We start from the raw sequence: 12375 nt of genomic DNA, 5'->3' as shown, positions 1-12375 counted from the left end.
GTCAACGAAGTTGCGCAGGATATGGGATATTGGGCCGAGTTATCCACAATATCTTGCTGATTTGGGCGGAATTGCGCAGAGTCAATAAGGCAAACACTCGAACACCTGGTGCCCGTTGTCCGACCCGCTGTCATAGGTTCCGAAGTCAATGCATTCATAGTTGGTCGGCGTGACCGCAGCCAGCAACAGCCGGTCCGACGCCCTGCGGTCGCAAGCGAGGATGCCCACGGTCACCGCCGCATCGCCCAACACGTCGGCGACCGGACAACCCGAGACCTGCGCCATGGCCAATGCGGCCCGATCCCGGATCGGCCCCAGGCGCGGGGCATATTGGCTGTTGACGCGGACCGCCTCGGCCAGGTCACCGCGCAGGCGCACGTCGAACACGCTGCCGTTCACGGCCACGCGGGTCGCTGGCAGGTCACAAAAATGGGTGGTACCGGCCGAGCAGCCGGCCAGCACCAGCAAGGCGAGGAACCGGATCATGCCGCAGCTTTGCGGCAAAATGGTTAACGAAAACTTTCCCGCGCTCAGCCGCCCAGGACCGCGCCCAACCGAGCAATACCCTCGGCAATCGTAGCCTCGTCCGAGTTGGAGAAACTCAGCCGGATCGTGTTTCCACCGCTGCCGTCGGGGTGAAAGGCCTGGCCGGGCACAAAGGCGACCTTGACCGTCTCAAGCGCGCGGGCCAGCAGTTGCGCGCCATCCGAACCGGGCGGCAGGGTCAGCCAGATGAACATGCCACCCTCGGGCCGGGTCCATTGCGCACCTTCGGGCATGTGCCGATCCAACGCCGCCAGCATCGCGTCGCGGCGCGCACGGTAGGTTGCGCGCACCTTCGGGATGTGGGCGTCGAAACAGTTTTGGGCCACCTGGTTCACGGCCATCTGGTTGATGGTGGCCGAATGCAGGTCGGCAGCCTGTTTCATCAGCACAAGCTGCGCGATGACGGGCCGCGCCGCCACGACCCAACCCATCCGCAACCCGGGCGACAGGGTCTTAGAAAAACTGCCGCAATAGATCGTCCTGCACGCTTGCAGATCGCCCTTTTGCGCCAGTTCCAGCGCAAGGATCGGCGGTATCGCCTGCCCGTCATAGCGCAGGGCCTGATAGGCGCCGTCCTCGATCAGGGCGCAGTCCAACTCCTCGGCCAGATCCAGAAGGGCCTCGCGCCCTTGCCGATCGACGGTCTCGCCGGTCGGGTTGGCAAAGTCGGGGGACAGATAGGCGTATTTGACCGCCCCCGGCCCCGCAGCGGCCCGGTATTGCGCCGCGCCCGCGTTGCCGCCTGCGCGCAACTGGTCAAAGCGTGGTTCATAGGCGTTGAAGGCCGCCAAGGCACCCAGATAGGTCGGCCATCCGACCAGCGCCGTGTCGCCCGGTGACAGAAACAGCTTGCCCAGATAGTCGAGCGCCTGCTGCGAGCCTGAAGTGATCAGAACGTCGTCGGCGCCGCAGTCGATGCCGATCCGGCACATGTGGCCGGCGATCCATTCCCGCAGCGGCAGGTACCCTTCGGACACAGAATACTGCAGCGCCTGCGCCCGGCTGTCGGCGCCAAGCGCCTGTTGGAATGCGTGGGCAAACGCCTCGGCCGGAAACAGCGCCGGGTCGGGGATGCCGCCGGCAAAGGAAATGATGCCGGGTTGATCCAGCAGCTTCAGCAGCTCTCGGATTTCGGATGCCTTCATTCGCGCGGCGCGCGTTGCAAATAACTGGTGCATGGGCCGAGCCTCCTCCGCTGGGTCGGACTGACGCTATGACCTCTGCGCTTAAAGTCAATAATGCTGACCTAGTGTTTCAGCCAATGTGATCGCGGCCCGTTCTTGCGCGGGCCGGGCATGTGTGGTCATATGATTTGACCAATTTTCAGCGATGATCCGATGCCCTTTCATAAAGTCCAGACCGAGAAACTGTCCCTGGCCGTCGTCAAACAGATCGAGTTGCTGATCCTGCGCGGGATCCTGCGCCCCGGTGAGCGCCTACCGTCCGAGCGCGAGTTGGCCGATCGGCTGGGCGTGTCGCGCCCGTCGCTGCGCGAGGCGATCTCGCAACTGCAGGAGCAGGGCCTGCTGACCGCCAAGGCCGGGTCAGGCATCTATGTGGCCGAGGTTCTGGGGTCGGCCTTTTCGCCGGCACTGATCCGTCTGTTTAGCAGCCATGACGAGGCCGTGTTCGATTACCTGTCGTTCCGGCGCGACATGGAAGGGCTGGCGGCCGAACGCGCCGCGCGGCTGGGCTCGGACAGCGACCTGAAGGTGATCCAGGCGATCTTCGACAAGATGGAGGCCGCCCATGCCCGCAACGCGGCCGATGACGAGGCCCATCTGGACGCGCAGTTCCACATGGCCATCATCGAGGCCAGCCACAACGTGGTGATGCTGCATATGATGCGGTCGATGTTCGATCTGTTGCGGCAGGGCGTGTTCTACAACCGCCAGATCATGTTCCACCAGCGCACGACGCGCGACGCGATCCTGAACCAGCACAGGGCAATCAACGAAGCGCTTCAGGCCCGCGACCCCGAAGCCGCCCGGCAGGCGGTGGAACAGCACCTTAGCTTTGTCGAACGCTGCATGGAAGACCAGCAGAAGGCCCGGCGCAACGAACTGATCGCGCGGCAGCGCCTGGAACATGAGACGGGCGTATCCTGACGAACGCGCAAAGCCGGGCTATGGCTGTGCCTGACTGATCTTCTCGTAGAGCGCAGCATATTGCCGTGCGACTACAGGGAACGCATACGAACGCACGGCATGTTCGCGGGCTGCCGCGCCCATTGGCGTGATTCTTTGATCCCGGTGGGCAACTTGATGTTCCAAAACGGCATCAATACACTGGGCCAGTTCCTGGGCGTTGAACGGCTTGGCCAGACGCCCACATTGGGAATTCGGAACCAGATCGGGCAATCCGCCGATCTGGAACCCTGCGATGGGTATGCCGCATGACAGCGCTTCGACCCCCGTATTGGGCAGATTGTCCTGACGGGACGGCAGCGCGAACACGTCAGCGCAGGCGTAGGTCATTCGCAAGTCTTCGGGGTCTGCGAGTTTTCCGGCGATGTGAACCGGAAACGGCAGATCGGCATCATGCGCGTCCGCGCCGAAAACAAGCGCCCTAACATCGGGCCGTGTTTCGCGAAGGATCGACAATGCTTCCTGAAGGTACCTGAATCCTTTACGCGGGTCGTCACCGCCGCCCATTGCCCCAAAACCGACAACCTCAACATCCGCGGGTAGCCCCAGACGCGCACGCGCTTCGGCTCGCGACGCGGGGCGCCAGGTTTCAGTATCGATTGCGTTCGGTATCACCGCAGTGGGCCAATTCCGCATCAGCGCGCTTTCCCGCGCGCAGTCCGCAAGCCACTGGCTGGGGGCAACAATATGGAACGGCCGCTTCCAGAACTTCCGTTTTTTCTTCCAGACGCGGAGCTTCAATGCTTCGATAGTACCGGGCTTGGCAGCTTGATATCCGTCCTGCCATCCGTGTCCTTCAGTATAGTGCTCCGCACCACAGAAGGGCCACATATCGTGCATCGTCCAGACCACAGGATGGGAAAGGCCGCCGATTTCGGGAATTGACATGAAGTCGGAATTTACCCAATGCAGGTTCAAAATCTGTCTGGATTGGCCGTTCAAATGGCGTCCTAGCCCGGATTGCACCATCGCGAGCGACAGCAACCCGGCAGCTTGCGCTTCATGCTTGCGCCTGAGGTGTCTCGCATATTCCCGCTCGACGATCCGACGAAGGGTCCGCCTGCGTTCAAAGATCTGGATGCCCGGACCGGGCTGCCCGCCCGCAACGGTCATCGCCGAGTTCGCACCACTGGCCCGCAATGCAAGATGCAGTCTTCTGGCCGCGATCGCAGCTCCTCCCTCCGAGCTGCTGAAACTGATGTGGTTTACCTTGAGCACCGCAACTCCATATGTCCGGCTTGAAATCTCGTCGCGTGCCCTGGAATCATGAGGCTTTGTTCCGCCCGTATTCTGGCACATAACGCACGCGAAAGAGGCACGTCAGCCCTGTTTCTCGTGCAGGTACAAATAGTCGGTAGTGCCATTTCCATAGACGCAGACATACCCTGCCGCCCTGAGTGCCTTGTCTGCGGCATCAACGCGCTGAAAGGCTTTCTTTCCGGGCCGGTTGAGTTCGTCGTATTCGACGCAGATCTGCTGGGGCCGCAGCCCGTCTGCCAGAATCTGCTCAAGAACTTCGACTTCCGCACCTTCTATGTCGAGCTTCAACAGCTGGACTTCCTCGATTGGAATTGCGTGATCGTCCAGTACTTCCTGCAATGTATCGGCCTGAACCATCAGGTGATCGGTATCCTGACGATAATCGTTCTGGAAATTCACGATCGAGTGCGACACATGCTCGGGGTTCTTGGGAAGAAAAAAACGCAGTGTCTCGTTGCGGCACCAAAGGGCGCGATCGACCATTATCAGGTTGTCTTCACTGCAGGTGCTCAGGTCGTAGGCTTCAACGGGCTGTGAACCACCTGAAACGTAGCCCGTTTCACCCACTTGGCCGAAACGCTTTTTCATCGCGCCAAAATGGGCCACGGCCCGAGGTGTCGGATCGATGATCACGACCCTAGCGCTGTAGCGGTTCGCAAACTCGACGTCGAAAGACGCGTCCTCTCCAAGACCAGCGCTGACGATCGTGCAGCCCTGCAGACTCTCGTCCTCGAGGAAAGTCCAGCCACCATAGTCAGAGCCGAGTGTGACCAGGCGCAAACCGTGCCTGGCCCGAACCGTTTGCAGCCTGTGGCGCTTGTAGCGCTTTTCGCGAAGCCAGTTTCCTATGCGCTCTATCATCTTTCCCTCTTGGACATGAGCCTGCCGACAAACCTGTTGAGCTTGCGCCTGATCTTTTCCAGTTTGCCGGGTTTGGTCAGGTAATACAGTTTCACCTGCTCCACCGCATCGGTATTTTCCGAGATCTGGTCAGGTAAGCCCGGCGAAAGGTTGGAGTTCAGGCGGCTGCGCGTGTAGGATTTGTTCACCACACCATGACTGCCGGATCCATCAAAACCGATGTTCTCGACATAGGAAAAATATGGGGACAGGCACAATCCGCGATTCCGGAAAATGGTCGCGTACCAGAAAACCGCCCATGTCTTCAACTCGCCGGTCTGGTTCGCCAGAACCTGCGACCAATAGTCCTGTGCCCCGTCGAGGTTGAAGCGGGCGATGTCTGCGTCTGAAAACTCATCCACCAACGCGTCAGGGTCGCGGCTGTAATGCGCCCAACGGTCCGCCCAGGTTGCCCATCCCCAGCAGCTCATGAAACGCCACAGATATGCGCCCTGCGCTCGGCGAAAGGCAGGCACGTCCTCATTGTACCCGGCTATGTGCCAGACATCCGGAGTATCCCTGTAGCGCTCCAGGGCAAGGTTCATATAATGCAGAAAGGCTGGCGACGTGAGGATATCATCTTCGAGAATGATCGCACGGCCATGCTCGGCCATCATCTGCGAAACACCCTCCTCGATCGATACGGCCAGCCCTGCATTCTGGTCACGTCGGCGCAGCTCGATACTGGCGAACCCCTGCTGCGTTTCGGCGACCTGCGCAACAGCGTCGACAATCGGCTTCTCGGCATCATTGCGAGGGCCGTCGATGAATACGGTCAAGGATGTCGACGCGGCCAAGGGCGATTGCGCCAGGGCATCCAACGTCCGCCGCGTATGTTCGGGTCGGTTGAACGCGAACACGCACACAGGTGCGGGATCAACAATCTTGGTATGTCCGGATGTCATCGTACCTCACCGAAACGCCACAAGCTGACTGCTCTGAATCAACAGACAATGACGCGGGCTACAAGCAAAAAACCCGAAAGCGGACAGCTTTCGGGTTTTGGAGATTGCGATTGGCTCGTGCCGAACAGCTCAGTGCAGCTTGTCACCGACCTCGGAGATCGCCGAGTCAATCAGCTTGTTGGCTTGCGCCGCAGTCATCTGCTTGGCCAACACGGACTTGGCAGCCGCAACGGCCGCAGTAACAGCCTGGTCGCGCACTTCCTTCACCGCCGAAGCCTCGGCCGATGCGATTTGATCCTGTGCGGCAGCCAAACGACGCGCGATGGATTTCTCCAAGTCCGCCTTTGCCTGTTCGGCAGCCAGAACCGAATCTTCCTTCGCCGCGGCCACGATGGCTTCGGCCTGAGTCTGCACTTCGCGCTGCTTGCGTTCGTATGAGGCCAGCAGGCTGCGCGCTTCTTCATGCAGGGCACGGGCCTCGTCCAGCTCGGCCTTAATGCCTTCGGCGCGGTTGTCCAGCGCCCCGCCAATCATCGAGGGGACCTTGAAATAGAACAGGACCGCGATAAAGACGATGAAGCCCAGCGTCACGACGAAATCGGTGTTCGCCAGCGAGAAGAACGGACCGCTTGCGGCCAGCGCCGGGCTGGCGAAGCCTGCGGTCAGGATAAGAGCAAGTGTATTCCGCATGTCACTTATCCTTTCATCTGCGCGCTGATGGCACTGCTGATGGCTTTGGCGTCCGCCTCGCCGCCCAGCGCAGTCACCAGTTCGGCCGCCGTATCGTTGGCAACCAGTTGAATGCTTTCCAGCGCTCCGGCACGGATTTCGGCAATTGCCTTCTCCGATTCTGCCGCCTTGGCCGCGATTTCCGCGTCTGCCTTGGCAATCGCGTCATCCAGGTCCGCCTGGATTTCGGCACGCGCTTCGGCTGCGATCCGCTGAGCCTCGGCACGGGCATCGGCCAGCGCCTTGTTATAGGCCTCTTCGGCCTCGACCGCCTTGGCCTTCAGATCTTCGGCCGCAGCCAGGTCATTTGTAATGGTCCCCTGACGCTCGGCCAGGATCGCCGCGATGCGCGGCAGGGCCACGCGGGACAGGACCAGAAAGATGACGACCAGCGTAATGACCAGCCAGAAGATCTGGTTGGGGAACCAATCGAAGCAGAGCTGCGGCATCCCGATGGCCGAGCCATGGGAATCGACGCATTTGCCGACTGCTTCTGCAGCTATGGGTTCTGTCGCCATGATGTCCTCCGTCGGAACGTTGTCTTTACAACAGGTGGGCCGCTATGGCTTGGGCCCACCTGCGCGTAAGGATCAGGTTCCGCAGATTAAACGGCGAACATCAGCAGCAGCGAGACCAGGAATGCGAAGATCCCCAGGGCTTCTGCGAATGCGATACCGATGAACAGGGTTGCGGTCTGCGAAGCAGCCGCCGAAGGGTTGCGCAGAGCGCCGGCCAGGAAGTTGCCGGCCACGTTGCCCACCCCGATTGCGGCCGCGCCGGAACCGATTGCTGCCAGGCCTGCGCCGATGTGTGCGAGATCGCCTTCCATGATGTATCTCCTTACGAATTGGAAGTTTCGATTTTGGGTTATCGTTCCTGTGCCAGGGTCGCCCCTGATCAGTGATGCGGATGCAGAGCGTCCTTCAGATAAACACAGGTCAGAATGGTGAATACGTAGGCCTGGATGAAGGCCACCAGGACCTCGAGGCCGTACATCGCGGTGATCGCCAGAACCGATACGGGCGAGATCACGGCGACCGCGGCGAAGCCGGCGAAAACCTTGATCACGGCGTGGCCGGCCATGACGTTACCCGCAAGACGAATGGAGTGACTGACCGGGCGCACGAAGTACGAGATCAGCTCGATGATCGCCAGGATCGGGCGCAGCGCCAGCGGTGCGCTGGACACCCAGAACAGGCTCAGGAAGCCGGCGCCGTTCTTGACAAAGCCCAGAACGGTCACTGTCAGGAACACGGCCAGCGCCAGCGGAATTGTGACCGCGAAATGCGATGTCGTGGTAAACGAGGTCGGGATCAGGCCGAGGAAGTTCGCGGTGACGATGAACATGAACAGGGTCATGACATACGGGAAGTACTTGACGCCCTCCTTGCCACAGATGTCTTCCAGCATCTTGTAAATGAATCCGTAGGCCAGCTCGGCGATCGACTGCATACGGGTCGGAACGATGGCGCGCTTCGAGGTGCTGAGCACCAGCAGGCCGATGATGGCCAGAACCGCGAAGAACAGCCACAGGGTCACGTTGGTGGGCGTGTACCAAGCCATCTCACCGCCAAAAAGCGGCTTGACGATGAACTGGTCCATCGGATGGAAAACCAGGCTGCTGCCTTCTGCTGCGGTGGTCTCGGTCGCCACGTTCAGTCCCTCTCGTCCTTCTCGGCCTGTGTCGAGGCCGCTTGTTTCTCTTGAGCTTCTTGCGCGCTGCGGAGCATGACCTTCACGCCCGCGACGAGGCCCAGCAATGTGAACAGCACCAGGAAGATCGGGATCGTCCCGAACAGGCTGTCCAGCCCGTACCCGATGCCAAATCCGATCCCCAGACCGGAAACCATCTCGATGACCATCCGCCAGGCCAGTTCGCCCCCGGATATGTCAGCGTCCGCACGAGGTTTCGGCGCTTTGGCCTTTTTTGCCGCGTCGATCTTGGCCTCAAGCTGCGTCAGGCGCTGCTTTGGGTCGTCATCGGTCACGGGCGTTTCCCTCGCACAGTCTTGGCGCAGTTGCTATGCGGCCTCGCGCGCAGAGTCAACGCTGTTGATGGCTCCAATTGACGCAGCTTAAACCTTTGTTTTCTAATGTATATTAAGGGAGCACGTTGTCTGCCGATCGGGTCACTGGCAATCCATTCCGCTGGAAGCACCGGATTCCGCATATTCAACCAAATGGTTGACCAAACTTTCCGGCTGTGGTTCAGCGGGATCATGTCCGATGACCTCGATACCGTCTTTGCGGCCCTGGCCGACCCCACGCGGCGCGCCATTCTGGCGATGCTGCTCGAGGATGACATGGCCGTCACCGACGTGGCCGAGCCGTTCGAGATGTCACTGGCGGCGATCTCAAAACACTTGACGATCCTGACCCGGGCCGGGCTGATCAGCCAGGAAAAGCGCGGCCGGGTGAAATGGTGCAAGCTGGAACCCGACGCGTTGCGCGCGGCCTCGGTCTGGATGCAAGGGTTCGGGCAGTTCGAACCCGTGAATCTGGACGCGTTCGAGCGGTTCCTGGAAAACCAGCTTTCCGCGGGGGACGAGGTCTAGCGCACTACGAAGACCGACATGCTGGCATGTTTGGCCAGATATCCGGCATGACTGGACAGTATAAAGTCGGTAATCCGCGGCGCATGGGTGCCCACCACGATCAGGTCGGCACCGATCTCTTCAGCGGTGCGGGCCAGGTCACCATCCACTTCGACCGCCACATCCACCGAATGAATGTTGCGGAAATCAACTTGCGCTCCACTGGCTTGGGACAACTCGTCCGCCAGATCGGACAGATGGTCCTTGATCGCGGATTCGGTTTGCGTGGGGTCGCCGGGCTGATTGCTTGTCACGCTGACGATGGTTATCCGCGCCCCCTGCCACCGGGCGACTTGTGCCGCAACCTCGGCCGCCTTGCGCACTTCGGGTGGCAGATGCAGATCGACGGGAAACATTATGTGTTTGAACATCAGTCCCTCCTTTCACGCCGACAGCTTAGCGGGTTTGACACAACCGGCCCTTGATGTGGCTCAACCCAAGAGGATCAGCCTTGCTGGCTGTACTCGACCCCTGTGACCACGCCGCTGGGATCGGCGCGGCACAGCCAGGGTGCCTGAGCGCCGGCCACTGCGACCTGCGTGACGGTTCCCGCCGGTTCGGCAGTTGTCGACAGAGCCTGGACATCCGCGGGGCTCCGGTTTGCCTCAGCAGCCACCAATGCCTCGCAGCTGGCTTGAAGGCTTGAATTGTCGGCGGTGTCCTGCGTACATCCAAAAACCAGCATTAGCGTGGCCGAGGCAATCAGTCTGTGCATGTTCCGGTCCTTTCGGAGTTTGCCCCACCCTGCCACGAACGGGCGCTTTGGCAAAGGTCAGTCCGGCGCGGTTTGTTGCCGGGCCACCCCCAGGTCATCCCCTTTCAGCAGCAGCACAAGGGCCAGGATCGTCAGCCCGATCCCCACTAGAACCAGAAGGCCCGGCGCCGGCTGGCCCAGCGCGATCTGCCAGATGATCACCCAGCTGGGCGTCAGGTAGGTATAGGCCATGACCTTGGCCGACGGCAGCAGCAGCGTGGCGTACTGCAACAGAACGAAGGTGGCCGCGCTGGCGCAGATGGCGACGTAGAACAGGCCGATCCAGACGATCGCCGGCAGGTTGGCCCAGTCCGTTGCGCGGATGTCGGACCAGCCGAACACCGTCAGCACTGCGCACCCGGCCACCAGCGTGCCGAAGGTGAAAACGACCGGCGGCTCGCCCCGGTTCAGCTTGCGCACCATGGGCGTATAGATCGCATGGGCCACGCAGCCCCAGAAATAGATGATCTCGCCCTGCCCGATCTCAAAGGCGCGAAAGGCCAGCCAATCGGCGCGGAACACCACCCAAAGCGCGCCAACCGCGCCCACGCTCAATGCAAGGGCCATGTGCGGGGTGGTGATCTGGCGCAGCAGGACCCAACCCGCCACCGCCGACAGGATCGGCGTCAGGGTAAACACCGCCGCCGCGCTGACCGGCGGCGCGGTCTTCAGCCCGTAGAACATCAACACGAAATAGGCCGAGAACAGCCCGCCCAGCACCAGATAGCGCCACGGCGCGCGCGCCGCGCTGCGCGGCAGGCCGGTCGTCATCAGCGCCGCGATGCCGATCACCACGCCGGCAATCGCGAACCGCGCGGCGTTCAACGCCGCCGGTGCGATCTCGTTGGCGATCATCGAACCCAGCGAGAAACTGCCCGCCACCAGCGCCGAGAATACCAGCATGGCCAGATGGCCACGCGCCTGCGGGCTCATGGCAGCCAGTCCTTGGCCTGCTCCTTGAGGAATTTCAGAAAGGTCTGCACCTTGTTGGTTCGGTGCAGATCCACATGGGTCACCAGCCACAGGTTGCCGGCCCATTCCGGCAGAGGCTCCATCACCTCCTGCAACTGCGGATGGCGGGCGGCTTCCCACCGGGCCATGAAGCCGATCCCTGCCCCGGCCAGAACCGCTTCGGCCACGGTGAAGTTGTTGGAGCAGCGGAAGGTGATCGCCTCGGCCGGGACATTGGCGCGCAGCCAGCGCGAAAAAGGCGCGCGGCTGTTTTCGTCATCTGCCCCGACGAAGGCGTGGTTGGGGAAATTCTCGACGCCCGCGGGCAGGCCGCGCCGCGCGATATAGTCCTGACTGGCATAAAGCCCCACTTCTTGCGTCATGAAGGGCTGCACCACGTTGTCCGGCTGATCGGGGGCCGCACCGGCACGGATGGCCACATGCGCCTCGCCATATTCCAGGCGGAACAGGCGGTCGCCGGTCAGATAGCGCACGATCAGATCGGGATGGTCCTGCTGGAACGCGGTCAGCGTAGGCACCACCAGTGGCGCCAGCGAGGCCAGCGACGTCACCACCAGCTCGCCCGAGACATCGTCTCCGCGCCCCTTCAGCCGCCCGACCAGCTGGTTGAACTGATCCTCGGTGGCTTGGGCCACGCGCAGCAGATCCTCGCCCGCCTCGGTCGGGGTGTAGCCGCGCGCGTGGCGCTGGAACAGCTTGACCTTCAGCCGGGCCTCGATCGCGTCGATATGACGGATCACCGTGGCATGGTGCACCCCCAGAACCTCGGCCGCGCCGCTGACCGTGCCCATGCGCGCAACCTGATAGGCGGTGCGGACCTCGTCCCAATTGTCCATGACAAAACCAATTCTGTGCAATTTCCAACAATGTCTGTTGATTTATCCCTGTTTCGTTCGCTCACGCAATACTCATATTGGGCTCAGACACAGAATTCGAACCCTGAGAAGGAGCCACGCCATGACAAAGACCATCCTGCATATCGACGCCTCGGCCCGCCGCACCGGCTCGGCCACCCGCGACCTGTCGGCCCGCATCGTCCAGCACCTGGGCGCCAGCCGCATCATCCGCCGCGACCTGGCCACCCCCCTGCCACTGCTGACCGAGGACTGGATCACCGCCAACTTCACCCCCGCCGATCAACGCGACGCCACCCAGCGCGACCTGCTGGCCCTGTCGGACGAGTTGGTCAAGGAACTGCAGCAGGCCGACACGGTGGTGATCGGGCTGCCGATCTACAATTTCTCGGTCCCGGCCGCCTTCAAAGCCTGGATCGACCTGGTCGCCCGTGCGGGCCTGACGTTCTCGTATACCGAGAACGGCCCCAAGGGCCTGCTGGAGGGCAAACGCGCCATCCTCGCCATCGCTTCGGGCGGTACCGCAGTGGGGTCCGAGATCGACTTTGCAACCGGATACGCCCGCCATGTTCTGGGCTTCATCGGCATCCACGACGTAGATGTGGTCGCCGCCGATCGCATGGCGCTGGACCCGGAAGCAACTCTGAGCAACGCCCAGAAAGCCGTGGCCGAACTGGCCGCCTGATCCGGCCACTGGCCATCCCCGGTCAAACC

Annotated in this window: 17 protein-coding genes; 3 read left to right on the top strand and 14 right to left on the bottom strand. The window is 61.7% G+C overall.

The genetic code is table 11. The annotated features are described in order from the left end of the window. Window positions 1–81 precede the first annotated feature (81 nt). Both ACR0IR_RS17555 and ACR0IR_RS17550 read right to left on the bottom strand, forming a co-directional pair. Entirely contained in the window at window positions 82–486 is a 405-nt protein-coding gene (locus tag ACR0IR_RS17555; RefSeq protein WP_170366243.1) for a hypothetical protein, read from the bottom strand. A 44-nt stretch (window positions 487–530) separates the two neighbouring features. After that, window positions 531–1724 carry an aminotransferase-like domain-containing protein gene (locus ACR0IR_RS17550; RefSeq protein ID WP_480779152.1) on the bottom strand — a complete coding sequence of 398 codons (1194 nt, stop codon included), beginning with the start codon at window positions 1722–1724 and terminating at the stop codon, window positions 531–533. A gap of 159 nt (window positions 1725–1883) precedes the next feature. On the opposite strand from ACR0IR_RS17550, the gene ACR0IR_RS17545 reads away from it, so the two are divergent. After that, window positions 1884–2654, top strand: a complete 771-nt coding sequence (locus tag ACR0IR_RS17545; RefSeq protein ID WP_170366239.1) for an FCD domain-containing protein — start codon at window positions 1884–1886, stop codon at window positions 2652–2654. Between the two features lie 18 nt (window positions 2655–2672). Here ACR0IR_RS17545 and ACR0IR_RS17540 read toward each other — a convergent pair whose 3' ends face one another. The 8 genes from ACR0IR_RS17540 to ACR0IR_RS17505 all read right to left on the bottom strand — a co-directional run bounded on the left by ACR0IR_RS17540 (window position 2673) and on the right by ACR0IR_RS17505 (window position 8475). Beyond that, window positions 2673–3911, bottom strand: a complete 1239-nt coding sequence (locus ACR0IR_RS17540) for a glycosyltransferase (RefSeq protein ID WP_217357159.1) — start codon at window positions 3909–3911, stop codon at window positions 2673–2675. A 102-nt stretch (window positions 3912–4013) separates the two neighbouring features. Beyond that, on the bottom strand, window positions 4014–4814 hold the full coding sequence (locus ACR0IR_RS17535) for an FkbM family methyltransferase (RefSeq protein ID WP_170366235.1): 801 nt from the start codon (window positions 4812–4814) through the stop codon (window positions 4014–4016). Next, window positions 4811–5758: a glycosyltransferase family protein gene (locus ACR0IR_RS17530; protein WP_170366233.1), complete on the bottom strand. Its 948-nt coding sequence runs from the start codon at window positions 5756–5758 to the stop codon at window positions 4811–4813. Before ACR0IR_RS17530 ends, ACR0IR_RS17535 begins: the two co-directional genes overlap by 4 nt. A 129-nt stretch (window positions 5759–5887) precedes the next feature. Then, window positions 5888–6448: a F0F1 ATP synthase subunit B gene (locus tag ACR0IR_RS17525; protein ID WP_093965218.1), complete on the bottom strand. Its 561-nt coding sequence runs from the start codon at window positions 6446–6448 to the stop codon at window positions 5888–5890. A 5-nt stretch (window positions 6449–6453) separates the two neighbouring features. Continuing rightward, window positions 6454–7005, bottom strand: a complete 552-nt coding sequence (locus tag ACR0IR_RS17520; RefSeq protein ID WP_170366231.1) for a F0F1 ATP synthase subunit B' — start codon at window positions 7003–7005, stop codon at window positions 6454–6456. Between the two features lie 86 nt (window positions 7006–7091). Beyond that, window positions 7092–7316, bottom strand: coding sequence for a F0F1 ATP synthase subunit C (locus tag ACR0IR_RS17515; protein WP_005981269.1), 225 nt, complete (start codon window positions 7314–7316; stop codon window positions 7092–7094). Between the two features lie 68 nt (window positions 7317–7384). Next, on the bottom strand, window positions 7385–8140 hold the full coding sequence (locus ACR0IR_RS17510) for a F0F1 ATP synthase subunit A (RefSeq protein ID WP_093965215.1): 756 nt from the start codon (window positions 8138–8140) through the stop codon (window positions 7385–7387). A gap of 2 nt (window positions 8141–8142) precedes the next feature. Beyond that, window positions 8143–8475 carry an AtpZ/AtpI family protein gene (locus tag ACR0IR_RS17505; protein WP_093965213.1) on the bottom strand — a complete coding sequence of 111 codons (333 nt, stop codon included), beginning with the start codon at window positions 8473–8475 and terminating at the stop codon, window positions 8143–8145. A gap of 231 nt (window positions 8476–8706) precedes the next feature. On the opposite strand from ACR0IR_RS17505, the gene ACR0IR_RS17500 reads away from it, so the two are divergent. Further along, window positions 8707–9042, top strand: coding sequence for an ArsR/SmtB family transcription factor (locus tag ACR0IR_RS17500; RefSeq protein WP_170361571.1), 336 nt, complete (start codon window positions 8707–8709; stop codon window positions 9040–9042). Here the strand turns inward: ACR0IR_RS17500 and ACR0IR_RS17495 are convergent. The 4 genes from ACR0IR_RS17495 to ACR0IR_RS17480 all read right to left on the bottom strand — a co-directional run bounded on the left by ACR0IR_RS17495 (window position 9039) and on the right by ACR0IR_RS17480 (window position 11643). After that, entirely contained in the window at window positions 9039–9452 is a 414-nt protein-coding gene (locus tag ACR0IR_RS17495; protein ID WP_170361483.1) for a universal stress protein, read from the bottom strand. The genes ACR0IR_RS17500 and ACR0IR_RS17495 overlap by 4 nt on opposite strands. Window positions 9453–9526: 74 nt before the next feature. After that, complete coding sequence (locus tag ACR0IR_RS17490) at window positions 9527–9796, bottom strand: hypothetical protein (protein WP_170366230.1); 270 nt, start codon at window positions 9794–9796, stop codon at window positions 9527–9529. A gap of 57 nt (window positions 9797–9853) precedes the next feature. After that, window positions 9854–10768: a DMT family transporter gene (locus ACR0IR_RS17485; protein ID WP_170343391.1), complete on the bottom strand. Its 915-nt coding sequence runs from the start codon at window positions 10766–10768 to the stop codon at window positions 9854–9856. After that, window positions 10765–11643, bottom strand: a complete 879-nt coding sequence (locus ACR0IR_RS17480) for a LysR family transcriptional regulator (RefSeq protein WP_170342724.1) — start codon at window positions 11641–11643, stop codon at window positions 10765–10767. Before ACR0IR_RS17480 ends, ACR0IR_RS17485 begins: the two co-directional genes overlap by 4 nt. 121 nt (window positions 11644–11764) lie before the next feature. On the opposite strand from ACR0IR_RS17480, the gene ACR0IR_RS17475 reads away from it, so the two are divergent. Further along, window positions 11765–12346, top strand: coding sequence for an FMN-dependent NADH-azoreductase (locus ACR0IR_RS17475; protein ID WP_170366227.1), 582 nt, complete (start codon window positions 11765–11767; stop codon window positions 12344–12346). The last annotated feature ends 29 nt before the right edge of the window (window positions 12347–12375 follow it).

The organism is Ruegeria sp. CF2 (genome assembly GCF_056537385.1).
The sequence above is the reverse complement of the archived record's forward strand: the minus strand, read 5'-3'. Positions and strand labels throughout refer to the sequence as shown.

Bases quoted from the DNA above. Each gene is read 5' to 3' on its own strand.
- ACR0IR_RS17555 (WP_170366243.1), bottom strand. From the start codon at position 486: ATGATCCGGTTCCTCGCCTTGCTGGTGCTGGCCGGCTGCTCGGCCGGT.
- ACR0IR_RS17550 (WP_480779152.1), bottom strand. From the start codon at position 1,724: ATGCACCAGTTATTTGCAACGCGCGCCGCGCGAATGAAGGCATCCGAA.
- ACR0IR_RS17545 (WP_170366239.1), top strand. From the start codon at position 1,884: ATGCCCTTTCATAAAGTCCAGACCGAGAAACTGTCCCTGGCCGTCGTC.
- ACR0IR_RS17535 (WP_170366235.1), bottom strand. From the start codon at position 4,814: ATGATAGAGCGCATAGGAAACTGGCTTCGCGAAAAGCGCTACAAGCGC.
- ACR0IR_RS17530 (WP_170366233.1), bottom strand. From the start codon at position 5,758: ATGACATCCGGACATACCAAGATTGTTGATCCCGCACCTGTGTGCGTG.
- ACR0IR_RS17525 (WP_093965218.1), bottom strand. From the start codon at position 6,448: ATGCGGAATACACTTGCTCTTATCCTGACCGCAGGCTTCGCCAGCCCG.
- ACR0IR_RS17520 (WP_170366231.1), bottom strand. From the start codon at position 7,005: ATGGCGACAGAACCCATAGCTGCAGAAGCAGTCGGCAAATGCGTCGAT.
- ACR0IR_RS17515 (WP_005981269.1), bottom strand. From the start codon at position 7,316: ATGGAAGGCGATCTCGCACACATCGGCGCAGGCCTGGCAGCAATCGGT.
- ACR0IR_RS17500 (WP_170361571.1), top strand. From the start codon at position 8,707: ATGTCCGATGACCTCGATACCGTCTTTGCGGCCCTGGCCGACCCCACG.
- ACR0IR_RS17495 (WP_170361483.1), bottom strand. From the start codon at position 9,452: ATGTTCAAACACATAATGTTTCCCGTCGATCTGCATCTGCCACCCGAA.
- ACR0IR_RS17490 (WP_170366230.1), bottom strand. From the start codon at position 9,796: ATGCACAGACTGATTGCCTCGGCCACGCTAATGCTGGTTTTTGGATGT.
- ACR0IR_RS17485 (WP_170343391.1), bottom strand. From the start codon at position 10,768: ATGAGCCCGCAGGCGCGTGGCCATCTGGCCATGCTGGTATTCTCGGCG.
- ACR0IR_RS17480 (WP_170342724.1), bottom strand. From the start codon at position 11,643: ATGGACAATTGGGACGAGGTCCGCACCGCCTATCAGGTTGCGCGCATG.
- ACR0IR_RS17475 (WP_170366227.1), top strand. From the start codon at position 11,765: ATGACAAAGACCATCCTGCATATCGACGCCTCGGCCCGCCGCACCGGC.